Raw genomic sequence first — 25,643 nt, 5'->3', positions numbered from 1 at the left:
TTAACGCTGGCTGTTCACCTGCAGGTAATCGGGTGCGGTCAGAAATGTCACAGAAACGATTCAGATGGTGTATCCACAACGCGTACCCGGCTTCCAATAGAGGCAAACGGTCCCGGATCGCAAGGCGAACGGTCCTTTACGCACGTCACTCAGTGCCTACTTCACGTGTCACAGGGTGCCAGAATCGGTGCGATCCCACACCAATACGCCTTGTTCGTCTCGGTGACATTCCCACCCCGCGAAGTCTCCGTCCGACTCCACCGTCGTCACGCGGTCGGCAACGCCGTCACGATCGAAATCCGAGACGACAACGATGGCAGCACCATCACTGTCGGAACCGTCGGTCGACACGACCCGACTGTCGACGATCCCATCGCCGTCCAGATCGAACGCGTCGAGCGTTGTCGTCAGGTCCCCGACGTCGACAGCCCCCGCGCCCGGTCCGAACGTCGCCGGGTCGATGCCATCCGCCGATAAATGATCGGCCACCACGTCGCACTGCCCCGTGTCGACGACGCCGGCTGTGATCAGTAGTCCGTCCATTACTTCCCCCTGTGCTTGATCTTGCTGGTCGCTTCTCCCGGCAACCCCTACCGAGATTCATCAGTACTACCAGATTTTCGTCGACATTAACCGACAAAAATCGGGGCCTGTGGACAACTCGTTCAGGCCCCGGCGCCGTTCAAAACGGCCAGGTCACGTTCACACGCGGCCAATTGTCCGGAACGTGCCTGTCCCAGTTCTCGGAGCTCGATGTCGATCTCCGCAATTCGCGCTTGCGCCGACGCAACCAGCTCACGACTCTCCGCCAGGATCGCGCTCCCCAGATCCACTTCTGCGTCAAGGAGTCCGTTCAGCGCGCGCTGCTCCCATTGCGCTCGGACGGTGGCCATCGTTTCCACCAGCCACGCACGAGCGTGCGCCCGATCTGCTGCAACGCCTCTCGCGCGGCTCAACCACCACGCCGCAGTGGCGCCGAGCACCAGAGTTACCGGAATGCTCGCGATATCGAGGGCCGGCACCATCTCCAGCGGAATGACCGCGATCCGCCCCAAACCGAGCCCCGCCGAGGCACCGACCAACACGGTGATGCGCTCTTCGTTTCCACGCGGCCGTATTGCCGGACCATCGGGAAAATGTGGGAGCGCGGCGCTCCCGCCCCGTTCGCCGATTCCGACCGCGGTGGCTATCGCAGCGTCGAAAGCCACTGTGCAGCTCTCGACTTCGTGTTGCAGACGTCCCGGCAAACTGTCGAGTTCGCTGCGGGAGGACTCCTCGATCCACAGTCGCGCCGACGCCACCGTAGTTCGAGAGGTGTCCGCGATCTGCTGCGAAAGTTCGGCTCGCGCTCGCTGGAGCCTGCTCCGCATCTGAGCCAGTCGTTCGCTACGTCGACCGTCGCGGTCGGTGAGCAACCCGGTGCGCTCAGCTCGCAGGTCAGCACCGGGATCGCTCTCGCGCAGGTTTCGGATCTCGAGGTCGATCATCCGTCGGGTTTCGGCGATCACACCGCCGCCGGGTTGCGATACGGCACGTCGGCGAACTGCGTCGATGACGTCGAACAGCGGTGCGACTCCACCACGTTCGGACAAGGCGATGATTGGCACCCCACCGTAAATATCGCTGTGATCTGCAAGAATTCGATGGTCGCGGTCGCGCACCGATTCCCAGTCGGGGTTCACGTTCGTTTTGGTCATCACAACCACAAACGGCAGGCCGCCAACCCCGGATTCGTCGAGCAACTCCAATTCTTCGCGCCCGATCACGCTTGCCGCGTCGACCACCAGCAATACGATGATGGAATCACTGGCGTGATCGACGCTCGTATATCCGCCCGCCGCGCGAAGGTGTCTTTCCACGTCTTCGCGACCACATCGTGGCAGTCCGAGAACAAAAACGCTTGCATTACTTGATGATTCATCCGCCCACGCCACATCGACATCGCCGGACAACCCGGCTGGGTTCCATCTCCGCACCACAGGATGAACCACCACCGGCAGAACCGAAGCCACATCGCTCACGCGCTCACCTCCGTGCTGTCTCGCTCGCCGCCGAGAAGCACCCACCGCCTGACATACGCCCGGTGGACCAGCGATATCGCGTCGGCCCAGGCGGAATGCTCGCGTTGCGTCGGCCCGCCCCACCACTGCGCGCACCTGCGCGCGTCCTCGGTTGTGGTCGGTGTCGGAGGTGCACCTGCCCCAAATTCACGCAGTTCCGGACGCGTCAGCGCACCTGTCGCGGCAAAGATCAGCCCGGAATCAGTCCGGAGATACTTTTCGACCTCGTCTCTGGCACCGGCCGACTCCCCCGCCTCGGCGCCGGCAGCGACACGCGCCAGTATCGATCGAATTCCGTCTACTCTGCGCCACCACCACAGCTCGAGAATCGGCGACAACTCATCGAAGAGCGCTTCCCGGCCTTGTCCGGTCAACGCGACCAGAGGAACTGTGACGGCGGAGACCTCACCGGAAATCTCGGACGCACGTGCCAGCGCGTCCTCCCACCCGTCACCGATGTGGTCGGCCTTGTTCAGAACTGCAAGGCAGTGATCGGACACCCGGCCGACTGCGCGTCGGTCCGCGTCTCGGATCGCATCGACTACGACGATCACAACACAGTGGCTGCTCAGATCCGGATCTGTCGCACCGGGCACGTCGAAGGCTCTCGTCTCCGTCGGAATCACCGGCGCGCCTCCCACCCGATGGCTCGCGAAGGGATCACTCTCGAGTAATCGGGTCACCGCGGACCGTCCGACTCCACTACGACCGGCAACCAATACCTGCAACGGTGCGGTCAGCGATCCGACTATCGAATGCACCGTCTCCGCTGCGTGCTGATCGATCGACATCAACCGGTAAGCAAGCCGTCGCAGTTCGTCCATCGGCGCCATACATGCGTCGTCCAGTGAGACTGCGGGCACAATCCGAGCCCACGCCTTCACATTTTCCCCTGTGTTCATCCCCACCCCACGTTCCCCGTCGTGCTGGGCAGATTCTGTCAGGTTTACGACGACACGGCTGTTCCTGGCAGGTCATCTCGCGTTCAGCTGTCCGATTTGACGGGCCGTTCTCCGGAATTTTCCCAGAAAGTCTCAACTCGAACTTCAGACCCGTCTGCGCTATATGGCAGTCATGCGTGACAATGGACGCGTGAACGAAGCCGATCAGCACGCACTGCCAACCCCGAACGCGGGCGAGACGGAAGACTCCAAGGGTTCCCGTCTCCATCCGCGCGTGACAAGTTTCCGTTCGCGCAGGGGTGCGCTGACCGACGCACAGCAGAAGTCATGGGACCGTCAGTGGCCGCTTATCGGTGCCGATGTGTCCGACACTCCCCTCGATGCGACCGCCTGGTTCGGACGTGACGCTCCGCTGATCATCGAGATCGGATCGGGCACCGGAACCGCCACCGCTGCGATGGCCAAAGCCGAACCGCACGTCAATCTCATCGCCATCGAGGTCTACCGCCCCGGGCTCGCGCAACTCCTCCAGCAGGTCGAACGCGAAGAGATCCCGAACGTCCGCGTCCTGCGCGGCGACGCGATGGATGTACTGGAAAACATGATTGCCCCCGAGTCGCTGACGGGTGTGCGGGTGTTCTTCCCGGATCCGTGGCCCAAGGCTCGTCATCACAAGCGTCGCCTGTTGCAGGCTCCGACTTTCTCGTTGATCGCCAATCGCCTCAAGCCCGGCGGAGTCCTCCACGTTGCCACCGACCACGCCGAATACGCTGAGTGGATCGAAGAAACCGGAAACGCCGAACCGCTCTTGAGCGCACTCGACTGGGAATCCCCGATGACTCACGAGCGCCCTGTCACGAAGTTCGAAGACAAGGCCCATAAGGTCGGAAGTGCAATTACCGAGCTTATATGGGGGAAGATCAGAGCATGAGCGTCAGCGAACAGCTATCCGACGACCTCGAGTCGTCAGGATCTCCCCTCGACCTCGGTCGTGACTCCCGCCACCCCAAGCGGGTCCTCCTGGTGTGGGATGCCCCCAACCTGGACATGGGTCTCGGCGCCATCCTCGGTGGCCGCCCTACCGCCGCCTACCGGCCACGATTCGACGCCCTCGGACGTTGGCTACTTTCACGGACCGCTGAACTGTCCGCGCGTGAGTCCGGCAATCTCGAACCCGAAGCGACCGTCTTCACGAATATCGCCACCGGCAGCGCCGACGTTGTGCGCCCGTGGGTCGAAGCGTTGCGTAACGTGGGTTTTGCGGTGTTCGCCAAGCCGAAGGTCGATGAGGACAGCGATGTCGATTCAGACATGCTCGAGCACATCGCTCTGCGGTACGGCGAGGGACTGGCCGGAATCATGGTCGCGTCCGCCGACGGTCAAGCATTCCGCGAACCGTTGGAAGACATCGCAGCGACCGGCATTCCGGTTCAGGTACTCGGATTCCGCGAGCACGCCAGCTGGGCTGTGTCGTCCGACGTCCTGGACTTCGTCGATCTCGAGGACATTCCCGGTGTCTTCCGCGAGCCTCTGCCGCGGGTAAGCCTGGATACTTTGCCCGACGAGGGCGCCTGGTTGCAGCCGTTCCGACCGCTTTCCGCCCTGCTTATCGGGCGAAAAAGTGTTGCCGAGTAGGAGTTGATCAGTGTTCGCCAGCTGGGGAAGCATCGTCTATCGTGCCCGCTTCACCGTCATCGCTGTCATGGTGGCGGGACTCCTCGGGCTTGCCGGATACGGCCTGAGCCTGCAGGACCATCTCAGCCAGAGCGGCTGGGACGATCCGGGGTCACAATCGGTCGAGGCTGCAAAGCTCGCCGACGGCACGTTCGGACGTAGCACCGCCGGCGACGTTCTGGCGCTGTACAGCGCGCCGGAAGGAAAAACCGTCGACGACCCGGAGTTCCAAGCGAAGGTCATCGACAGTCTTCAACGACTGGTCTCGGAGCATCCGGATCAGATCATGAAGATCAACGGTTCGTACTTCAAGGTCGGCGACGGACTTTCCGTCGCCGCCTTGGCGGACCCGACAAAACAACATGCCGTTGCCAGCGTGGCCATTGCCGGCGACAACGACACCGCGGTGTCCAACAACTTCCGCGATGTCGAGAGCGAGTTCTACATCGACGGTGTCAACGTGCAGTTGGCCGGTCTGCAGCCGGTCGCGAACTCGCTCAACGACACCATGGCCAACGACATCAAGCGCATGGAAATGCTCGCGATTCCCGCGGTCGGTGTCCTGCTGTTCTTCGTGTTCGGTGGCGTTGTTGCTGCTGCGCTCCCCCTGATCGTGGGCGGCCTAACCGTTATCGGGGCCAACGGAATCATCCGTCTGATTACCAACTTCACCGAGGTCAACGCATTTGTTGCGCCGGTGGTCTCCTTGGTCGGACTAGGTCTGGCCATCGACTACGGCCTGTTCATCGTCAGTCGTTTCCGTGAAGAAATTGCCGAAGGACACGACACTCCAGCGGCGGTCCGCCGAACGGTGATGACCGCCGGCCGAACCGTCATGTTCTCGGCGACCATGGTCGCCGTCAGCCTCGGTGGCCTTCTGTTGTTCCCCCAGGGCTTCCTGAAATCCGTCGCGTACGGCGCAATCGCGGCCGTCATGCTCGCGGCAATTTCGTCCGTCACGATCCTGCCTGCCATCCTCGGCATCCTCGGCAAGCGGATCGACGCACTGACCTTCAAGAGGCTTCGTCAGACCAAGACCAACGAGGAAATCGAGAACGGTTTCTGGGGCAAGCTCACCCGCTGGGTGATGCGGCATCCGCTCAAGGTTGCCGTTCCGATCGTGGCCGCGTTGCTCCTGATGATCATTCCGCTCAGCGGCATCAAGTTCGGTGGCATCAACGAGACGTACCTGCCGCCGGACAGCCCCACTCGCGTCGCTCAGGCCGAGTTCGACGAACTCTTCCCGGGTAACCGCACCGAACCTGTGCGTCTGGTCATCGAGGGCGCAGACAACACCGCTCTCGGCCAGATCGCGAAGACCGCCAACAGCGCGCCGGGGCTGGTCGAGAAGTTCACTCCCGAGGTCGCTACCAAGGACGGCGTCAACGTCCTCAAAGCCGGCCTGACCGAGCGCAACGAGGCTCGCCCCACCATCGACTACCTGCGGTCAGCTGATTGGCCGGAAGGTACGACGGTCCTTGTCGGCGGCACCCCTGCCATCGAGCAGGACAGCGTCGACGCTCTACTCGACCGTCTACCACTGATGGTCGTCACGGTCATCTTGCTGACGACACTGCTCATGTTCCTGACCTTCGGATCGTTGGTCCTGCCGATCAAGGCAGCACTGATGAGCGCACTCGGCCTGGGTTCGACGCTAGGCATCTTGACCTGGATCTTCATCGACGGCCACGGCAGTGAAATGCTCAACTTCACACCCGGTCCGATCATGTCGCCGGTTCTGGTGCTCATCATCGCCATCGTCTACGGGCTTTCCACAGACTACGAAGTCTTCTTGCTCTCGCGAATGGTGGAAGCGCGTGCCCAGGGCGCGAGCACCACCGAATCCATCCGGATCGGTACTGCGCACACCGGCCGCATCATCACCGCGGCGGCATTGATCCTCATCGTGGTGACAGGTGCGTTCGGCTTGTCCGAGTTGGTGATGATGAAGTACATCTCGTACGGCATGATCGCGGCTCTGGTCATCGACGCCACCCTCATCCGCATGTTCCTCGTCCCCGCGACGATGAAACTGCTCGGCGACGACTGCTGGTGGGCCCCGGCCTGGATGAAACGAATCCAGCAGAAGGTCGGGCTGGGCGAGCCGATCCTCGACAACGAACTTGCGCTTGTCGATGTCCCCCAGCTCACACCCGTCGGCGCGATCGCCGGACCGGCGCAGGCCAAAATCGCCGACCCTGCGCAGGCAAAAGCTGCGACACCGTCTCGGGTACTCCCGCCCACCACACCGGTCGGCGGCAAGCGCGAACCCGATCCCCTCACCGAACCCATTCCCCTCAGCGAGATGTCGGTCAAGGCGCCAACGCCCAAGACGTACGCACCCGGTGAGACACCCCGTCGACGCAGTACCGACCGGCCGGCCAGTGCGCCGCAGGATCTGATCGAAGCACCGGTCCCCAACCCCACGTACAAGGCTGCCAAGCCCGAACCGGCGGCAACCCCGACTCCGCCTCCGACCGCTCGCCGCACCTCCCCCGCTACACCGGCCCCCGCCGAACGACCGATCGAAAGCTGGTTGTCGGACCTGCGCACCCCAGGTGAGGCGCCACCGGCGTCGAGGCCACTGCCGGTCGTCCGCACTTCCGCACCGACAAACGGTGCCGTAACCAACGGCGCAGCCACCAACGGAGCTTCTTCCAACGGGGCTGGAGCGAACGGGGCTGGAGCAAACGGTGCAGCGACCAACGGCACGGCGTCCGAATCCACGCCGAACGGTCCGTCGTCCGGCAACGCTGCCAGCGGACGCCATCGTCCCGACGACGGCAATGCCGTGAGCGTCAGCGAGCTCATCGCGCGGCAGAAGCGGAGTTGATCTGGTCCTGCTTGCCGAAGGCGCGTGCATAACGCGTCCCGACAAGCAGGAGCAGTAGCCCGACCACCAGGAACGCGACACCGCGTACCAGTCCGCTCAGTGTGGCGAGATCGAACAGGAAGAGTTTTGCCAGCGCTGCGCAGGTCAGTGTCAGGCCGGTTCCCAGCATCGTGTGTGCGTACTCACGGTTGTTGAGCCCGAACACCAGAGCGGATGTGGCGGCCAGCATCCATACCACCGTCGCCGCACTGTGGCCGAACACAAATCCTGTTGTGCCGCCCCATATCTCGATACCCGAGGCCACCAGTGCGCAGGTCGCAGCGTAGAGGATGCCCATTCCGCTGATGGCCCATGTCGCGGCGATGTTGTTCTCCGAGACCAACTTCAGCCGCCTGGTGGCCAACACGAATGCCACGAGCACACCGATCGCCGTCAGACTCGTGAGCGCCGTCAACGCATCGAGATGGGCCGAAGCGGCCCGAGAGGTCATCAGCATGGAAGGCGCTGCGGATTCCAGGAACCCGATCCATCCGATTACGGCAAAACCGGATCCGAGTGCACAGACGAAACGCGATCCGGTCGAACCCGCAACCCCGATGAAAATGGTGGCGATGGCGAGCAGAACTGCAGCAGTCAACGACTGCGGTGATCCGGCAACACAGGACAGCAGCAGCGCCACTGCTCCGACGCCGGCAACGCTCATGCGCAGGTGAGTCGACAGTGCTGTGCCGGCTGCAGCGCCGGACAGGAGCACCAGGGCTGTGACGCCGTAGAGCAGAGAGGCCATCCGATCACTCAGGAGCACACCGACTCCCAGCAATGGCAGCACGGCGACAATGAACGTTGCGCTCGACCAGGCACCCGCAACACCGTCACGCGAAGGGGATCCCTTCCACTGCAAGGCAACTGCCGCGCTCAATCCGATCACCGAGACAAGAACTGCACTGAACGTCAATGCTGGTGAATCAACCTGCATTCCATCGAAGAGCGACACCCCGACGATTGCTGCGATCAACACGAGCACAACCGGCGCCGTACGAGCCAAACCGAGGTATTTCCAGTCGCGACCGAGTTGAGCGGATATTCCTGCAACCTGGAGTGCGACAAGAAATCCGATGAGCGGCAACGTGAGTGCCCCGGCCAATGCGGGTGCAGCCAACGCCGCGCCGAGCACGATCAGCAGCGTAAGAGATTCGGAGTTCCATCGAACGGCCACTGCGACTCCAGCAGCAGCGATGCCGAAGGCAATCACCATCGACAGTGGTGAGACGATCCAGCCGTACAGGACCGAGGCTGCCATCACGTCGAGATAGAGACCGGCAAATCCGGTGGCCGCCAGGGCGATTGCTCCCACCCGGCCGCCCGGGCGTCCGTACACCCGGAACCCGGCGAAGATCAGCGCGCCGGACAGTGCTGCTCCGCCGATCACTCGAAGCGGCGGCCCGAAAAAACCAGCCTGGGCCGCAAGAACCAACAGCATGACAACACCGATCAAGGTGACTGCCACGCCGGCAATGGCGAGGAGTCGGCTGATCATGCCATCACGTTGCCACCACGGCGCACTTGGTTGTTTGGGCGGACTCGTCGGGCGCACGGACTGCGGTTGGGGGGCAACGTACTGCGGGACCGGGTACTGAATCGGCTGCGGAACATACGCAGGCACCTGGGCGGGCGCTGCAGGCCGCATCGTGGTCAGTTGTGTCTGCAGAATCGACAGGTTCTGCCCCAGGTGGCGCAACTGCCGTCCGATGCTTTCGCACTCATCCGACAGCGCGGTCACCAGTCGCGGATCTACGGCAGGAGAACTTGGTGTGGTCATACACCGAGCCTGCTGCAGTCGGCCCCCGATTGAATGAGTAGTACTACTCGACCGGCATAGGGGCTTTCAGTGCAAACGCGGTCCAAGACCTAGTGCAAACGCGGTCCAAGACCTAGTGCGGACGCTGTCTAGGACCCCATGAACTTGCGGAAGGTGGTCCCGAACGGATGCTTCGCAGTGACGCTGCCGAAGCGCACCTTGCCGTGCACCACGATGTGCAGCGGCCCCATCTGCGGCCCCGACCGCACCTTGTTGGAAGCACTGCCACCAATGGCTTCGATATCGTTCATGTCCACCGTTGCCTCTTCGGGGACTATCAGCGAGATCGAGCTTGCGTAGTCGTTGATCGAGACATGCACGATCTGTGTCTGCATGACGGCCCGCGTGAAATCGACGGTGACACTGGACATTCGCGTGTCGATCACCACCGCTGGTGGAACGATCCACGCGCCGTTACGGGTCACTGTCGCCATCCGTCCACGAATAATCGCGGCGTTGGCTGCGCCGTAGGCACCGGACGCCGGAGCGCTCTGAGCAGCATAGGGCTGCGGTTGTGGGTACTGAGGAGGCTGATGAACCGGCGGCTGGTACCCCGGCGCCGGATACTGATAGCCAGGCTGGCCTGCGGACGCGGGATACGCAGGCGGTTCGTAATCCGAGATCAGAGTGATGCCCGGGAGATCGGCGAGTACGGCGTTGAGTTCGCCTCTGGTCTTTGCAGCCAACGCGGTGTCCATCCGTTCGGTGAACTCACCGAGTGAGAGCATCCCCTGACCGACGGCTTTCTGCAGCAATTCGCCGACGTGCTCTCGTTCTGCATCCGATACGCGTAGATTCCTGGCCTCCATGGTTTCCAGGATAAGCGCTAATCGAGGCATTCCTGGATAAGCATCAGTCGAGGCCCTGTTCGATGGCGTAACGCGTCAACTCGACGCGGTTCGCCAACTGAAGTTTGCGCAGAGTGGCCTGCACGTGGTTTTCGACGGTTCGGTGGCTCAGCGAGAGCCTCGTCGCAATCTGCTTGGCGCTGAGCCCTTTCGCGACCAGTCGCAGCACCTCGGTCTCCCGTTCGGTGAGTCTCGGAACCTCGGGGGCGCGGTCGTCGGCGGGGGCTGTGGACATGCGTCGGTATTCACCGAGTACCAATCCGGCGAGGCCAGGAGTGAAGACGGCTTGCCCGTCGTAGGTTGCGCGTACGGCGCCGAGGAGTTCGTCGACGGAAGCGCTTTTTACCAGGTAGCCGGACGCCCCCGCTTTGATCGCGTCCAGCACGTCGTCGCGTTCCGACGATGCAGACAGCACCAGGATCTTGCTGTTGGGCGAGACTTCGAGGACGGCGGCAGTTGCGTCGGCGCCATTTCCGTCGGGGAGGTGCATGTCCATGAGAACGACGTCCGGTGTCACTGCGGCGGCGCGATTTCGGGCACGCTCGACGCCGTCCGCGGTGGCTGCGACGACGAATCCGGCTGCTTCGAGGTCGCGGGACACTCCGTCACGCCACATCGGGTGATCGTCGACCACCATGACGGATACCCCGGTTACACCTTGCTGCTCAGTCACTTCCACTGCTTTCCTTCGGTACCGTGATTTCCCATTCTGTGCCCTCCCCTGGGCTGGTGTGCAGGCTCGCGGTGCCGCCGAGCACCGCGACGCGTCCGAGAATGGACTTCGATACTCCCATGCGGCCTTCGGCTTCGGCTTCGGCCAACCGGCCGTCGGGGATACCGATTCCGTCGTCGCGGATGCTGACGATGACCTCGTCCGGTAGATCTTCGAGCAGTACGAACACCCTGGCGCCTGGCCCAGCGTGGAGGGCTGCGTTGGACAGGGCGTTGTCGACGATGGCCGCCAGTTCGATGGCGCGGTCGCGGTCGAGAATGACAGGGTCGGCGGGTGTCGAGACGGATACCGTCGTGCTCGCCCCGGTGGTGAGCAGTGGGCACAGGTCGACGCTCTGACCACCGGTGTCGGCGGTTGCGCCCGAGCCTTGTTCGGAGATGAGCATGCGCAATGCCACTTCCTGCTCTCCGGCCAGTTCTGCGAGTTCTGCGGCTTCACCGCCCAGCGCGGCGCCTCGTCTTCGGACCATCGCCAGAACTTGGAGGACTCCGTCGTGGACTTCACGGGCGAGTCTTTCGCGTTCTTCGGTGGCTGCGGCGAGTCGCACGGCTTGTTCGAGTTGGCGATGTGCGCGTCGTGCCGTTGTGGTGGCGAGGCCGAGTGCCAGGCCGACCGATACGAGGACGGGGGCTGTGGCGTCACGCCAGAGATCAAAATTGATCTGGTCCCGAATGATCGCGCTGGCCGAGGAGATGACAACACCGGACGCGATGCCGAGCCACGGCCCACCGAGTATTGCCGCCGAGATCACGGCATTGGTCGCCCACAGCGTTGTCGGCAGAGTCTGGTGGTTCTGGTACCACTCGTGGTCTGACACGAGCCGCGTCGACGCCATGAGCGCGATGACGATCACCTGGTCTGCCAGCACGACATATTTCCGTGGAACCGTGTCGGCGGCGAGCATGACTGCGGAGGCACCGGACCACACCGCCATGAGAGCGACGAAGAACCAACTCAGACGTGCGTTGGTGTAATCCGATGCCGACGCGAACTGATAGCTGATCGCGTACACCAGCGTGACCAGCCGAAATGCCTGCGCGGCCCGCCACAGCGGCGCGTCCGGGTCTGTGTCTATTCCGGAAGCTTCGCGGACGGTGGGCCGGTAGTGCAATCGCCGCCGGCGGGCCGGTTCAGTCATCTGTGATCCGGCCGGGTGGGATCGGATTTTCGGTGCGCGGTTCGGTTCGTGGTTCGTCGGGTTCCGCTGGATAGAGCGGCGTCTCGGGATCTTCGACGTGCAGTTCGGCGTAGACGGCGTCGGGATCGTCGGCAAGCAGTGAGCGGATTGCCGTGTTGAGGACCGCGACGATCGGCACGGCGAGGAGCCCCCCGATAATCCCGGCGAGGACGATGCCCGCGGTAATCGCGAGAACCACGGCCAACGGGTGAAGCCGGACGGCGCGGCCGAGGAGCAACGGCTGCATGACGTGTGCCTCGAGCTGCATCACACCGACGATGATGGCGAGCACTATCAGGGCCGTCAGGAACCCCTTGGTGACCAGCGCCACGAGGACCGCAAGAAGTCCGGTCAGGAAAGCGCCGACAATCGGGATGAACGCGCCGATGAACACCAGCGAAGCCAGCGGCAACGCCAACGGGACACCGAGAATCGCGAGGCCCGCGCCGATTCCGATGGCGTCCGCCGCGGCGACGGCGACCGTGGCGCGTACGTATCCGATCAGCGAACCGAAACCTGCGGCCCCGGCGATCCGTATCCGGCGCCTTGATTCGCGCGGAATGATCCGCGTGACGAACTCCCAGATCTGGTCTCCGCCGTACAGGAAGAAGATCAGAGTGAAAAATGTCAGCAGTGCACCGGTGAAGATCTCGGTCACAACCGTCGCGGTGGTCAGTGCGCCACTGGTCAGCTGTTCGCGATTGGCTTGCACCGATTTGACGATGGAATCGCCTGCCTGGCGGATCTGGTCTTCGCTGAAGTGGAACGGGCCACTGGTCAACCAGTTCTGAATCTGGGTGACGCTGGCGGCAAACTGGTCGGTGAGCTGCGGAAGTCCGTCGATGAACTGTTCGACGACAAACGTCATGATCCCGGCGATGATGCCGAGAGCGCCGAGCAACACCACCACAACGGCAGCTGATCGCGGCACGCCCCACGTCTGAATCCGGTCGACGAACGGAATGAGCAGCGCCGACGCGAGGAGCGCCAGCCCGATTGGAATGAGCACCGTATCGAGTCGGTGGAAGACGTATCCGAGAATCACCAGGCCGGCGAAAATCACGATGAGACGCCATGACCACTCGGCTGCGATCCGCACGCCGGGGTGGACTGACTTCGCGTCGGACGTGATGGGTTTGTTCATTCCCACTCGAACTCATTCATGGCCGAATCCCCTCCGCATTCCCCTTATCCTGCGTTCTCTTCGGGAGCCTAACTGCCTGAGCCGACAACCGTGGGCAGACACAAATGGGACGCGCATACCAGTACTTCGATCCTGGCCAGCTAAATTGAACGCTGTGCGGGCTTCATACAGAGCGATAGCGGTGACGATCCGCAGTCGATGGCCCATCTATATGGTTTCGATGCTCGCGGCCAATCTGATCGGCGCGGTGCTGGTCTTTGCCTTTGTGCGGTATGGCGTGCCCATCGAGGAATCCGACGCGATCGTTGCCGATCATGTCCGGAATTTCGCGGTGTTCGGCATTTACCTCGCGTTTGCCGGCGTTGTCAGCCTTACGGCGGCAGCCATGATGCTCCGCAAGGTCATCCGGTGGCGATTACGCGGCGGTCCCCCGACACGCAGCGAACAGATGGCAGCGTTGCACGCACCGCTACGCCAGGCCATCGTCCACCTTGTTCTCTGGTTCCTCGGCGGCATCATCTTTGTCATCCTGACGATCAACGAGATGCCCGGGTTGGCTATCGCGGTGATTGTCACCGTCTGTATGGCCGCGACCACGACGTTCGGGTTCACGTACATGCTCGGTGAGCGAATCCTGCGTCCCGTCGCTGCGCTCGCGCTGAGTGAGGGCGAGTTCGACCGGACCATGGCGCCGGGCGTCGGCACGCGTTTGGCGATGACGTGGGGACTTGGCACGCTCATGCCCGTCGCCGGCATCATCTTGCTGTGCGCCACCCAACTCACCACTGATCTCGAGTTCTCGCCCAATTCGTTGGCGTGGGCGATCTTGTTGATCTCGATCATGGCGATCGTGCAGGCGTTCGCGCTGTCGATGCTGACGGCCAGTCAGATCTCCGACCCCATCCGGCAACTTCGACGCGCCATCGAGCGGGTACAGCGCGGTGCCACCGACGTTCGTGTCGAGGTGTTCGACGGCAGTGAGATCGGGCGTCTGCAGGTCGGGTTCAACCGTATGATGAAGGAGTCGGACGAGCGTCGTCTGTTGCGCCAGTTGTTCGGCCAACATGTCGGCGAGGACGTGGCTCGACGTGCTTTGCAGTTCGGTACGGAACTGGGTGGTGAAACACGCTTTGTCGCGGTCTTGTTCGTGGACATGGTCGGATCGACGGGCGCTGCGGCCGAACGCCCGCCGGGCGAGGTTGTCGAATTGCTCAACGAGTTCTTCCGCATCGTCGTCGACGTGATCGATCGTCACCACGGCTTTGTCAACAAATTCATGGGCGATGCGGCGCTCGCAATTTTCGGTGCTCCCCTCGATCGACCCGACGCGCCGACGGCTGCGCTGGCGGCTGCCCGCGAGTTGAGGTTCAAGCTCGACGCGATCACCGGCCTCGACATCGGCATCGGTGTGAGCGCCGGTTTGGCCGTCGCCGGAAATATCGGTGCCGCGGAGCGTTTCGAGTACACCGTGATCGGCGATCCCGTGAACGAGGCTTCGCGTTTGACCGAGCTCGCGAAGTTCCGTCCCAGCAGGGTCCTGGCGTCGACGAGTGCGCTGTATTTTGCGGACGAGGAGGAACAGGCCGAGTGGGAGCTGGGCGAGCAAGTTCAACTTCGTGGGCGCAGGCGGCTCACTCATCTGGCCTGGCCACAGAAATATCCCGAGGTCGAACCAGAACAGATTGGTTAGTCTGAATCGATGGAACAGACCGGAAAGTCCGCGTGGCGATTGAGACGACCCCCTCCGTCCGTCGCCGAGCCCGGTCGGGTTCGCGGACGTTTCTGGTGGATGAAGTATGTTCTCGGACTGGCGCTGATCACTCTGCTGGCGGTCGAGGGAACACTGCTCTGGCCCAAGCTCAATGAGTCCTGGCAGGCTCTGACGGAAATTCACTGGGGCTGGGTTGCGGCATGCATCGCCGCGCAAGCCCTCTCACTGAGCGGATACGCATCGGTGCAGCGGCGGCTTCTCAATGCTGCCGGTGTGGTGGCCGGGCACCTGAAGAATCTCTCCGTGATTTACGCAAGTACCGCAATGGCACTCACATTGCCTGCGGGGCAGGTGTTCTCCACCGCCTTCACGTACAAGCAGACCCGCAAGTGGGGTGCTACGCCGGTAGTCGCGTCGTGGCAACTGGCGATGTGCGGTGTGATCGCAGCAGCGACACTGGCACTTCTCGGCGCTACCGGCGCTCTGGCTTTCGGCACCAAGGTCAGTCCAGTCACACTGACTATCTCGATAATCTGTGTGGCGATCCTTTTCCTCGGTTTGCGGTATATCGCCCAGAACCCCGGCAGTCTCGAACGGATCGGACACTGGGTTCTTACCCGGTACAACAATTTTCGCGACAATCATCCAGATCGTGGACTGTCGCGCTGGTCCGAGATTCTTGCTCAACTCGATTCGGTGGAACTCGGACGCACCGATACGGTCATCGCTTTCGGATGGTCGGCGATCCATCGTGTTGCCGACGTCGCGTGTCTCGGCTTCGCTTGCTGGGCGGTGGGCGCTCACCCTTCGTTTGCCGGTTTGCTGATCGCGTTCACCGCAGCCAAGGCTGTCGGGAGCATTCCTCTGGTGCCTGGCGGTTTGGGATACGTGGACGCAGCGCTGATCACAGCGCTCACCATCGCCGGAGCCACCGGCGCGCAAGCACTCGCGTCACTGTTGGTCTATCGCATGGTGAGTTTTGTCTTGGTGGCGCTGGTCGGATGGATCGTCTTCCTGATCTCGTTCCGGGCAACACATCGCGATGACGCCGACATGACCATCGACTTCGAGCGCGGCGAGCAACCGGGGACCTAGCGTCGCAACGCTGCCGCCATGTCGTCGAGGTGTGCTCGGCTGATCCGTACCGCTGCCTCCGCGTCGCCGGCTTCGATGGCGTCCACCAACATTCGATGCTCGTCCGCGTCCGGCTGACTGGGGGGATGCAAATCCAGAACGGCGATCAACTCGATCAACGCTGCTCGTAGCCGAGGAACGAAGGTCTCGAAAAGTTCCGAGAGCACCGGGTTGTGCGCAGCAATCACGACCGCTCGGTGGACCGCGATGTCGGCGTCGACGAACGCCGCATCGCCGGAGTGCGCAGCGGCGGTTCTCCCGTCCAGTGCTTGCCGCAGCGCCGCGACGTCAACGGCATCGCGGCGCTGCGCAGCGAGACGCGCTGCCTCGATCTCGACCGCGTTCCGGACCTCGACGACATGCAGGATGGCTTCGGCTTCGAGCACCCGCGGCCACTGATCCGGCGGCGTCGCACTCCGCAGGAACACTCCGGCGCCCTGACGCGATTCCAACATTCCGAGCCCCGCGAGCGTGCGAACTGCTTCGCGGATGGTGGAACGACCGATGCCCAATTGGGCCGCCAGAGTGGTTTCACCTGGAAGTTTGTCACCGATCGTCCATTCGCCTCCGACAATGCGCGCACGGAGGAGCTCAGCAGCTTGATCGGTGAGTAGTTTGCGCTCGACCATCGGCGACACTGGAACTCCTCAGGTTGTCTGATAAGTGATTTCGTTCTAGTGTAGCCCGCATGGCTTACCGAGGACTCCTTCTCGACTGCCGCGGCGGGGCCTGAACAGACCGGCACCCCTCCGCGGGGTTCTGCCATGGCCGGTCTCTCACCAAGACCCGCAGGAGAACCCCGATGAGCACCACCTGGAACAAGCAGAAACCATCCCCCATGCCGTCCGAGCGCTATCGCGCCGCGTGGGATCGCGTCGACGTCCCGATTTTCGAGCGGACCTGGCCGTCGAACCGCACCACCACGGCGCCCCTGTGGGTACCGGTCGATCTGCGCGACGGCAACCAAGCCCTCGCGGAACCGATGGACCCCGATCGCAAGCGACGGATGTTCGAGATGATGGTGGCGATCGGCTACAAGGAAATCGAGGTCGGCTACCCCTCCGCGAGCCAGACCGACTTCGATTTCGTCCGCGACCTGGTACGCCTCGACCTGGTTCCCGACGACGTCACCATCGTCGTATTCACTGCTGCACGAACGGATTTGATCGAGCGAACCTACCAATCCATCGCAGGACTGCCGAATGCGGTGGTACACATGTACACCGCAACTGCACCGACCTGGCGCGATGTAGTTCTCGGGAAGGAGCGAGACGAACTGCACGGCATGATCTTTCGTGCCGCCGAGGATGTTGCGCGCGGCGGCGGCGGCCAGGACGGGTGGCGATTCGAGTTCTCACCCGAGGTCTTCAACCTGACGGAACCGGACTACATCCTGCAGGTCTGCAACAGCCTCACTGACCTCTGGGACGCCAGCCCCGATCGTCCGGTCATCCACAATCTGCCTGCCACAGTGGAAATCGCCACTCCCAACATCTACGCAGACCAGATCGAATACATGCATCACAATCTCGCTCGACGCGATTCCGTAATCCTGTCCGTGCATCCACACAACGATCGTGGCACCGGAGTGGCCTGTGCCGAACTGGCAGTGCTCGCCGGCGCGCAGCGCGTCGAAGGCTGCCTGTTCGGCAACGGTGAACGCACCGGCAATGTCGATCTGGTGACACTCGGACTCAATCTCCATGCCCAGGGCGTCGATCCGGCAATCGACTTCACCGACATCGACGACATACGTCGAACAGTGGAGTACTGCAACAGAATCCCGGTACACGAGCGTCACCCGTACGGCGGCGACCTGGTCTACACCGCGTTCTCGGGAACCCACCAGGACGCGATCAAGAAGGGCTTTGCACATCATTACGAGCGAGCCGAAATCCTCGGCGTCGATCCGTCGCAGGCACCGTGGGAAGTGCCGTACCTGCCGATCGATCCCGCTGACGTCGGTCGCGACTACCAGGCCGTGATCCGGGTAAACAGCCAGTCCGGCAAGGGCGGTATCGCCTACCTGTTGGCATCGGAATACGGCGTCGAACTCCCCCGTCGCCTGCAAATCGATTTTGCTGCGCGGGTTCAACGTGAAACCGATGGGTCCGGGCTCGAGATAATCGCCGACCAGCTGTGGAACCTCCTGCTGCGTGAGTACGGGTACAACGGAGGAATGCGCCGATACTCGGTGGAGCACAGCTCCGGTGGCGATCACCTGTTTGTCGTCTTGGATCGAGACGGCCGGGACATTACTGCCCAGGCCAGTGCGTCCGGACCCGTCGAGGCGCTGGCCAGGATCCTGACCGAGAACGGCACGGCAGTCGACGTACTGTCCCTCACCCAACATTCACTTCCCGGCAACTCGGATTCTCCGGGTAGTGCAACTTCTGCCGTCACCATCACGGAAGCCCTGGTCGACGGAGTCCAGCAGTGGGGCGTAGCGGTTCACAAGTCCGTCACAGCGTCGGCGCTTCACTCCGTCTATGCAGCAGCGTCCCGTCCATGTGATGCGAGTCACACATGCTTGCGGAAGGATTCCCCGAGGTCCATAGTTGAACCTACAAGCAATTGAACATTCAACTACTTATCAAGGAGTTTCGATGACCGCCGCTACCACCACGTTGCCCACATTGACCGCTGGAACCTGGGTCATCGACACGGTCCACTCGACCGTCGGTTTCTCGGTTCGCCACCTCATGGTGTCCAAGGTTCGCGGCACGTTCGACGAGTTCTCCGGCAAGATCACCGTCGCCGAGGACGGCACCCCGTCCGTCGAGGCCGAAATTTCGGTCGCCTCCATCAACACCAAGAACGAGCAGCGCGACGGCCACATCAAGTCCGCTGACTTCTTCGACGTCGAGAAGTACCCGACGGCCACCTTCAAGTCCACCGCAGTGCGCGCCAAGGGCAGCGACTTCGTGCTCGCAGGCGACTTCACCCTCCACGGTGTCACCCGCGAGGTCGAACTGAACCTCGAGTTCAACGGCGTCAACCCGGGCATGGGCAACGGCCCCGTTGCAGGCTTCGAAGCCACCACCGTCATCAACCGCAAGGACTTCGACATCTCCATCGAGATGCCCCTCGAAGGCGGCGGAGCAGTTGTCGGCGACAAGATCACCATCACCCTCGAGATCGAAGCTGGTCTGCAGGCCTAAGGAACAGCCCCCTGTGCGCCTTTATTAACGTCGGGCTCACGTGGTTGATAAAGGCGCACAGTCGTATGGTGTCCAGGTGAAGAAGTACGCACCATTCCTGCTGATCGACGCCATTCTGGTCATCGTGTTCTGCGCGATCGGCCGCCGCACCCACGAAGAGGCCAACGCGCTAGCCGGGCTGGCAAAAACGTCGTGGCCGTTCCTGAGCGGACTGTTGATCGGCTGGGCAGCTACTTACGGCCTCTACCGCGACAAATTCAACGCACTTCTGGTGGTTCCCACCGGCATCGTCGTGTGGTTGTCTGCAGTGATCTTCGGCATGATCCTGCGGGTGATCAGCGGACAGGGCACGCAGTTCAGTTTCATCCTGGTTGCCACGCTTGTCCTCGGAGTTTTCCTCCTCGGTTGGCGTGCGCTCGTCCCGCTCGTCGCAAAAATTCGCGCGAAGTCGTAACCGAATCGCTGGTCCAGGACTACCCGAATCGTAGCCAGAAGTAGGACACTTCTCGGATGAGCAACACTACGGAGCCTGCCGAACGGACCGAGAAGGAAGACAGGGGCTTCTTCGGCCAGCCGTTTGCATTGGCCAATCTGTTCGGCGTGGAAATGTGGGAGAGGTTCTCCTTCTACGGGATGCAAGGCATCCTGATCTACTACCTGTACTACACCGTCGCCGACGGTGGTCTCGGTATCAGCCAGGCTGCCGCGACGAGCATTGTCGGTGCGTACGGCGGCACGGTGTACCTGTCCACGATCCTCGGTGCGTGGGTGGCCGACCGCCTTCTCGGCTCGGAGCGGACGCTCTTCTACAGCGCTTCGCTGGTCATGGCCGGCCACATCGCGTTGGCGGTGTTCCCCGGTCTGTGGGGCGTCGGCATCGGTCTTGTCATGGTGGCCTTCGGCAGTGGCGGCCTCAAGGCAAACGCCACCTCACTGGTCGGCGATCTGTATTCGGCCACAGACGAGCGCCGCGACGCCGGTTTCTCGATCTTCTACATGGGCATCAACATCGGCGGTTTGGTCGGCCCGTTACTGACCGGCGCAGTACAGGATGCCTGGGGATTCCATGCCGGTTTCGCTCTCGCGGCCGTGGGCATGGCGCTCGGCCTGATCCAGTACACGTTGGGTCGCAAGCACCTTCACGGCATCGGCGCCGCCCCGGGCAACCCGCTTCCCGCGGACAAGCGCACTCTCTACATCGGTATCGGTGTCGCTGCGATCGTCGTGGTCGCCATCGCGTCGATCACCGGACTCATTACCGCGGACAACATGTCCGACGTTGTTGTCGGACTGACCATCATCGCGTCGCTCGGATATTTCCTGCTGATGTTGACCAGCAAGCAGATCACGAAGGTCGAACGCAGTCGCGTGTTTGCGTTCATCCCCATGTTCATCGCCAGCGCTGCCTTCTGGTCACTGTTCCAGCAGCAGTTCACGACAGTTCCGTTGATCTCGGACAAGCTTCTGGACCGCAACCTCTTCGGCTGGGACTTCCCGCCGAGCTGGGTTCAGTCCATCAACCCGGTGTTCATCATCGTCTTCGCAGGTGTCTTCGCGGCGATGTGGACCAAACTCGGACCACGCCAGCCGTCGTCGCCGATCAAGTTCGCCATCGGCACCGGGATCATGGGCTTGGCCTTCCTTGCCTTCATTCCCATCACCGGCGGAGGTCCTAACAGTGCACCGCTCCTCGGGTTGGCCGGAGTCCTTCTGCTCTTCACGTTTGCGGAACTGTTCCTCTCCCCCGTCGGCCTGTCGCTCGCAACCAAACTTGCGCCGGAGCGTTTCCACACGCAGATGGTCGCGTTGTTCTTCCTGTCCGTCGCGCTGGGATCCTCGATGGCCGGAACCCTCGCCGGTCATTTCGACATCGACGACAGCAAGCCGTTCTTCCTGATCATCGGATTCTCGTCGATCGGAATCGGAGTGGTGCTCGCTGCTGCGTCGCCGTGGATCAAGAAGCTGATGCAGGGCGTGCAGTAAGCACTATTTGACCCACAGCCACAGCGCCAATGTGAATCCCGCTATCGCTACTGCCACCCGCAGTACCGATGGCGGGATCTTCTTGACGACGGGTGGCCCGCACCAGCCTCCGGCCAAGGCGCCGATAGCCATCGCCAGCGCGGCCACCCAGTGAACTTGACCGGAAAAAGCGAAGATGAGGGCCGCCACCAGATTCGCGATGCCGAGGAAAAAGCTCTTCAGAATCGTGGCCCGCCACACCGTTTCGGAGGTGAGGATGAGGGTTGCGGCAAGAAAGATGACGCCGGCACCTGCACCGAAATACCCGCCGTACACGGCCACGGCAAACAGTGCGGCCGAGTAGATTCCCGGACGGTCACCACCGCCGGACAGTTCACGAATCTTCGGTTGAAGCAGCAGCGCCAGTGCCGCGAACGCAACCATCGCCGGTACAACCGATTCGAAGGATCCCTCCGGCGCGAGCCACAAAATCAACGCACCGATAATGCCGCCGGCGGCCGAATACAGAGACCAGCGAACAAGTTTGGGTCCGGTATCGGCAACTTCGCGCGACGAGTTCGCCAACGCACCGACGCCGACGGCCACCAGTGCCACGGTGTTGGTCATATTGGCGCTGACGGGCGACAATCCGACACTGAGCAACGCCGGGTACGACACGATGGACGCCAGTCCGGTGACAAAGCCGACTAGACCGCTGAAGAATCCCGCTACGACGAGAAAGAGAAAATCGAGCAGGTTCACAGCTCATGAACCTACCGGGCGCAGATTCTCGCCCACGCCACGCGCCTACGGATGCCCCTCCAGAAACCGCGTCGGTGCGTAGTTCGCCCAACCCGAGCCAGGCCAGTTGAACCACCCGGACGACGCGAGTGTTCCGCCGTCGGGATGAAGTGTTGTGCCCGTGATGAAGGTGGAGAGTCCGGAGGCAAGAAAGACGACGCTGTTCGACACGTCGGAGACATGCCCGACGCGTCCCATCGGTATCGCCACCCGAGCACCCACCGGAGTTGCCATCGAATGATCCCCGCTGCCGAATCGGGCAAGATTCGGCGTCGGGACAAAGTCCGGCGCAACGTTGTTCACGCGAATCCGGTCCGGGGCAAGTTCGACGGCCAGTGTCCGCGAAAACTGCTCGACAGCAGCCTTTGCCGCGGAGTAGACGGCAAAACCGGGTGCCGCGCGGTGTGCTTCGATGGTTGTCACATTGACGATGCTGCCGCCTCGGCCACCACTTTTCATCATCGGCACCGCGAGGGAGCACGCGTGCAGGACGTGGTGGAAGTTCGTGCGCAGAAGCGCGTCCCACCCTTTCGGTGTCGATTCGGCAAAAGGTGTGCGAAACGTGCCACCGACGACGTTGACCAGGATGTCGAGCCTGCCCCACCGCTCGTGAGCGGCCTCGAACAACGAGTTCAGCACGTCCGGATCACGTGCGTCACCGTGATGTACGACGGCGTCGCGTCCGCCCTCCGCCAACTCACGACGCAACCGCAGTGCCGCTTCGTCGTCGATGTCGACGACGGCCAGTCGCACTCCGTTCTCGGCAAGATCAGCGGCAATCGCGCCGCCGAGCCCACCGGCACCGCCCGTGATGACGGCCACGCAGCCGTCGAACCCGGCCCGATCTTCGAACCATGTTGTGCTCATGACAGGTACGTGGACCCGAACGCTTCGAGGAATTCGACGGTGGCGGCCAACCCTTCGATGGGACCGGAAACCACCACTGCGGTGACGCCTGATTTTTCGAGTTCTTCGAATACTTCGCGGTGCCGGTCGGATTCGACTGTCGGCGTGTGGATCCCGTCGCCGTGATAGGAGTACACGACGTCGATGGGCTCGGCGCGTCCGGCGGCCAGCGCCGCATTTCGCACTTCGGTGATGTGACCGCCGATCTGATCAACCGATCCGAGAGTGGGTGTTCGGGCGGTGGCACTCAACTCTGCCCCGCCGGACATCGGCATCCATCCCTGTGCGCGCTCCGCCACGCGGCGGCGGGTCAGCTTGGAGTTACCCCCGATCCAGATGGGAATCGGATTCTGAACCGGCTTCGGCCGGGCGATGACGTCGAGGGCGCTGAAGTGCTTGCCGCGGTAGGTAAACGGTTCACCGCTCCAATGCAGCGGAAGCACGTCGAGCGCTTCGTCGAAGAGCTCGTTGCGCTCGTCGAAATCGATACCGAGAGCGTGAAATTCGCTTTTCTGATATCCGGTTCCGAGCCCGAGCGTGAGGCGCCCACCCGAGAGCTTGTCCAGAGTCGACGCGGATTTTGCCAGCAGAAAGGGATTTCGGTACGGGGCCACCGCGAGATACGTGAGCAGTCGCAGTCGTTCGGTTGCCGCCGCGACATAACCGAGGGCAACAAAAGGGTCGAGTGTCTGATGCCCTCCCGAGGCCAGCCACCGGGCGCCGGGGATCGGATGTTCACTGAGCGACAGCGTGTCGAATCCGGCGCGTTCGGCCGCAATGGCCACGTCTCGCAGCGGCCCGGGATCGAGGACGTCCCCGTCGAGACCGCTTATTTCCGGGTAGTGGTAGATGAAACGCAATGTCACCGAGTGAACCCTCTCTGGCACGCGAGCACATACCCGGCTCGACCAGGTACGCTTTCCAGAGATGAGAATAGCGATTACATATTTGAAAGTCACGCTCTCATTTACTTGTCAGCAGGCTTCGCCAACTCCTGGAACAACTTCTCCGTCATCTGCTGCGCCCGGTCGTTACCATCAGCATCTGCGACGAAGACTGCAAAGGCCAGGTCACCACGTGATCCGAAGAACCAGCGATCGTCACCACTCGCCGCGCCGGCAGCGATCAGATCCGGGTATCCGACCACACCGCCCGCACCGCGCATGGAATCACGAAGCCGGTCGGTCACGTCAGCCGGCAGAGCTGACGCCGCAGTGTCGGCAGTCGCGGGCTGTCCGAACACCATCATCGGCGTCGGGGCACTGCCACGGGCAATGGACGCTGCGAGCATAGCCATACCGAACGGCGTGACCTGAGGTTCGCCAGCTCCGGTGGAAGTCCGGTTCGCCACGATATTGTTCACCGACTCGTTCCCGCCGGAACCATCCGACGCAAACGTTGCCGTCTGCTGCTCGAGGCTGGGAATGTGGAATCCATTGCCGAGTCCGAGTTGCCGCGCGGTGTCTGCCAGCTGTTCGCCAGACACGGCACGTGGCTCGACGCCGTTCTGCATAGACGACGCCAACCGGACGAGGTCAAGGGCGCCACCTGCCGGACGAAGCCCGGTGAAGGCGATCGGTCCCTGCTCGATAGCCTGATTATTCTGGGCCGCAGCAAGAATCGCGCCGTCCGAAGGTCGGATCGCGACTATCGCTGCCGGAGTTCCGGCGCTCACCACAGCTTCGATTGCCGCAAGTTGTGTGTGCGAATCCATGGTCGCGGCAACATCGGGGCCGGGAGGTCCCTGGAAACCGGCCTGTTTGACTGCCGCTCCGTTTCGGTCGACAAGATTAACCGCCCAGCCTGCGGTGGCGTCGCGGTTTGCCTGCCACGCGGTACGCAACGGGTCCAGTAGAGGCGAGTTGATCCGGCGATCCGACGCAATGAGTTTGGGTGTCTTCACGACAACAACTCCGGGGATGGCGAAGTCGCTTTCGAGGTACAGGTAGTCGGGGTCGCGCAGGAGCACTGCGGTGATCGGCTGACCGGGGTGCGCTGCGAGGTCCGCGAGCATCGATTCGCTGGTCACCAACGGGGCGACGGGTTCGATGACTTTCGCGAGTCGGCGCGTCGTGTCGACGGGATCTGGTGTGGCCGCCGGGTCGATCGTGATGGCGTTGATGGTCTGCTCGTTCATCAGCAGAGTCCCAGCCGCATCGACCACCTTGGGCGGGGCCGCGTCGGTTCGGGTGTAGTCGACGGTGCTTCCGCTGCCGAGTCCGGGGACGATGACCGACGGATCCCACGACACTCGCCAGCCGACGGACAGATCCCGGACTTCACCCTGCGACTGGTACGTCCAGTCCTTGCCATCGCCGAAGTTCCAGGCCGCGTCGAGGGTGAAAAATCCGGAGTCACTACCGAGGTCTATGACCTGGGCGACGTCGAAGTCGGTGGAACGCGCTTCCAATCCGTCGAACATCTGCGAGATGGCTGCACGTGCGGCATTGGGGTACGACGTGAGATTGGCGGCGCCGTCGACGTCGTGGTTGTTGAGTGCGGTGACAAAATCTTCGACGACCGTCGCGGCGTCAGTTTCCTTCTCTCCCCCGACGACGCACGACGCAAGTGCCACTGTCATGACAACAGCAGCTATCGAAGCAATTGCGTATTTGACGTTTTTTCCGCGGCTGCGTTTCTGTGCTCCGGGCCCCATTGGTGCAACTCTTCACTTCTGTCACAAGCGTAACAAGCACGGGATGCCTACGAACGTGTCACGGTTGAGCCACGGTGGTGTCA

The 25,643-nt window shown here is 62.4% G+C and carries 22 protein-coding genes; 9 read left to right on the top strand and 13 right to left on the bottom strand.

Translation table 11 applies throughout. The features are described from left to right. Positions 1-168: 168 nt before the first annotated feature. The 3 genes from ACFRFQ_RS00490 to ACFRFQ_RS00480 form a co-directional block, all read right to left on the bottom strand. Positions 169-543: a DUF6802 family protein gene (locus ACFRFQ_RS00490; protein ID WP_378651696.1), complete on the bottom strand. Its 375-nt coding sequence runs from the start codon at positions 541-543 to the stop codon at positions 169-171. 122 nt (positions 544-665) lie between these two features. Then, the gene (locus ACFRFQ_RS00485; protein WP_378651693.1) at positions 666-2,021 is read right to left on the bottom strand and encodes a hypothetical protein; all 1,356 of its coding nucleotides are present in this window, start codon (positions 2,019-2,021) and stop codon (positions 666-668) included. Next, entirely contained in the window at positions 2,018-2,962 is a 945-nt protein-coding gene (locus ACFRFQ_RS00480) for a hypothetical protein (protein ID WP_378651690.1), read from the bottom strand. Before ACFRFQ_RS00480 ends, ACFRFQ_RS00485 begins: the two co-directional genes overlap by 4 nt. 172 nt (positions 2,963-3,134) lie before the next feature. Between ACFRFQ_RS00480 and trmB the strand changes: the two genes are divergently transcribed. The 3 genes from trmB to ACFRFQ_RS00465 are packed head-to-tail and all read left to right on the top strand — an operon-like array spanning position 3,135 to position 7,469. After that, a complete protein-coding gene (trmB, locus tag ACFRFQ_RS00475) occupies positions 3,135-3,893 on the top strand; it encodes a tRNA (guanosine(46)-N7)-methyltransferase TrmB (protein ID WP_045064652.1) in 759 nt (252 codons plus the stop codon). Further along, positions 3,890-4,597, top strand: coding sequence for an NYN domain-containing protein (locus ACFRFQ_RS00470; protein WP_138870224.1), 708 nt, complete (start codon positions 3,890-3,892; stop codon positions 4,595-4,597). Before trmB ends, ACFRFQ_RS00470 begins: the two co-directional genes overlap by 4 nt. Before the next feature lie 10 nt (positions 4,598-4,607). Continuing rightward, positions 4,608-7,469 carry an MMPL family transporter gene (locus ACFRFQ_RS00465; RefSeq protein WP_378651685.1) on the top strand — a complete coding sequence of 954 codons (2,862 nt, stop codon included), beginning with the start codon at positions 4,608-4,610 and terminating at the stop codon, positions 7,467-7,469. On the opposite strand, the gene ACFRFQ_RS00460 is transcribed toward ACFRFQ_RS00465, so the two are convergent. From ACFRFQ_RS00460 to ACFRFQ_RS00440, 5 genes are all read right to left on the bottom strand, one after another. Beyond that, positions 7,444-9,288 carry a DUF2339 domain-containing protein gene (locus ACFRFQ_RS00460; RefSeq protein ID WP_378651682.1) on the bottom strand — a complete coding sequence of 615 codons (1,845 nt, stop codon included), beginning with the start codon at positions 9,286-9,288 and terminating at the stop codon, positions 7,444-7,446. The two genes, ACFRFQ_RS00465 and ACFRFQ_RS00460, sit on opposite strands and share 26 nt — an antisense overlap. Before the next feature lie 128 nt (positions 9,289-9,416). Continuing rightward, the gene (locus ACFRFQ_RS00455) at positions 9,417-10,136 is read right to left on the bottom strand and encodes a DUF1707 domain-containing protein (protein WP_138870227.1); all 720 of its coding nucleotides are present in this window, start codon (positions 10,134-10,136) and stop codon (positions 9,417-9,419) included. A gap of 43 nt (positions 10,137-10,179) precedes the next feature. Beyond that, positions 10,180-10,812 carry a response regulator gene (locus ACFRFQ_RS00450; protein WP_378653467.1) on the bottom strand — a complete coding sequence of 211 codons (633 nt, stop codon included), beginning with the start codon at positions 10,810-10,812 and terminating at the stop codon, positions 10,180-10,182. Positions 10,813-10,840: 28 nt separating this feature from the next. Then, positions 10,841-12,046 (bottom strand): MacS family sensor histidine kinase, encoded by a 1,206-nt coding sequence (macS, locus tag ACFRFQ_RS00445; protein ID WP_378651679.1) that lies wholly within the window; start codon positions 12,044-12,046, stop codon positions 10,841-10,843. Then, a complete protein-coding gene (locus tag ACFRFQ_RS00440) occupies positions 12,039-13,229 on the bottom strand; it encodes an AI-2E family transporter (RefSeq protein WP_378651676.1) in 1,191 nt (396 codons plus the stop codon). The genes macS and ACFRFQ_RS00440 overlap by 8 nt, the downstream gene beginning before the upstream one ends. Positions 13,230-13,440: 211 nt before the next feature. Here ACFRFQ_RS00440 and ACFRFQ_RS00435 point away from each other — a divergent pair, with 211 nt between their 5' ends. Both ACFRFQ_RS00435 and ACFRFQ_RS00430 read left to right on the top strand, forming a co-directional pair. Then, positions 13,441-14,919, top strand: coding sequence for an adenylate/guanylate cyclase domain-containing protein (locus ACFRFQ_RS00435; protein WP_138873406.1), 1,479 nt, complete (start codon positions 13,441-13,443; stop codon positions 14,917-14,919). Between the two features lie 9 nt (positions 14,920-14,928). Continuing rightward, entirely contained in the window at positions 14,929-16,035 is a 1,107-nt protein-coding gene (locus ACFRFQ_RS00430) for a YbhN family protein (protein ID WP_378651673.1), read from the top strand. Here the strand turns inward: ACFRFQ_RS00430 and ACFRFQ_RS00425 are convergent. Further along, a complete protein-coding gene (locus ACFRFQ_RS00425; protein WP_378651670.1) occupies positions 16,032-16,712 on the bottom strand; it encodes a FadR/GntR family transcriptional regulator in 681 nt (226 codons plus the stop codon). The two genes, ACFRFQ_RS00430 and ACFRFQ_RS00425, sit on opposite strands and share 4 nt — an antisense overlap. A gap of 164 nt (positions 16,713-16,876) precedes the next feature. Here ACFRFQ_RS00425 and ACFRFQ_RS00420 point away from each other — a divergent pair, with 164 nt between their 5' ends. The 4 genes from ACFRFQ_RS00420 to ACFRFQ_RS00405 all read left to right on the top strand — a co-directional run bounded on the left by ACFRFQ_RS00420 (position 16,877) and on the right by ACFRFQ_RS00405 (position 21,218). Beyond that, the gene (locus tag ACFRFQ_RS00420) at positions 16,877-18,652 is read left to right on the top strand and encodes a 2-isopropylmalate synthase (RefSeq protein WP_378651668.1); all 1,776 of its coding nucleotides are present in this window, start codon (positions 16,877-16,879) and stop codon (positions 18,650-18,652) included. Between the two features lie 28 nt (positions 18,653-18,680). Continuing rightward, complete coding sequence (locus ACFRFQ_RS00415; RefSeq protein WP_378651665.1) at positions 18,681-19,235, top strand: YceI family protein; 555 nt, start codon at positions 18,681-18,683, stop codon at positions 19,233-19,235. Positions 19,236-19,311: 76 nt separating this feature from the next. Next, entirely contained in the window at positions 19,312-19,689 is a 378-nt protein-coding gene (locus ACFRFQ_RS00410; RefSeq protein WP_378651662.1) for a DUF3054 domain-containing protein, read from the top strand. A gap of 56 nt (positions 19,690-19,745) precedes the next feature. Beyond that, positions 19,746-21,218: a peptide MFS transporter gene (locus tag ACFRFQ_RS00405; RefSeq protein WP_378651660.1), complete on the top strand. Its 1,473-nt coding sequence runs from the start codon at positions 19,746-19,748 to the stop codon at positions 21,216-21,218. A gap of 3 nt (positions 21,219-21,221) precedes the next feature. On the opposite strand, the gene ACFRFQ_RS00400 is transcribed toward ACFRFQ_RS00405, so the two are convergent. From ACFRFQ_RS00400 to ACFRFQ_RS00385, 4 genes are all read right to left on the bottom strand, one after another. Next, positions 21,222-21,959: a sulfite exporter TauE/SafE family protein gene (locus tag ACFRFQ_RS00400; protein ID WP_378651657.1), complete on the bottom strand. Its 738-nt coding sequence runs from the start codon at positions 21,957-21,959 to the stop codon at positions 21,222-21,224. A gap of 45 nt (positions 21,960-22,004) precedes the next feature. Next, entirely contained in the window at positions 22,005-22,865 is an 861-nt protein-coding gene (locus ACFRFQ_RS00395) for an SDR family NAD(P)-dependent oxidoreductase (protein WP_378651654.1), read from the bottom strand. Beyond that, positions 22,862-23,770: an LLM class F420-dependent oxidoreductase gene (locus ACFRFQ_RS00390; RefSeq protein ID WP_378651652.1), complete on the bottom strand. Its 909-nt coding sequence runs from the start codon at positions 23,768-23,770 to the stop codon at positions 22,862-22,864. Before ACFRFQ_RS00390 ends, ACFRFQ_RS00395 begins: the two co-directional genes overlap by 4 nt. Positions 23,771-23,871: 101 nt before the next feature. Further along, positions 23,872-25,560, bottom strand: a complete 1,689-nt coding sequence (locus ACFRFQ_RS00385) for an NTF2-like N-terminal transpeptidase domain-containing protein (protein ID WP_378651649.1) — start codon at positions 25,558-25,560, stop codon at positions 23,872-23,874. Positions 25,561-25,643 lie beyond the last annotated feature (83 nt).

This window comes from Rhodococcus sp. NPDC056743 (assembly GCF_042790355.1).
Lineage (GTDB): Bacteria > Actinomycetota > Actinomycetes > Mycobacteriales > Mycobacteriaceae > Rhodococcus_F.
The sequence above is the reverse complement of the archived record's forward strand: the minus strand, read 5'-3'. Positions and strand labels throughout refer to the sequence as shown.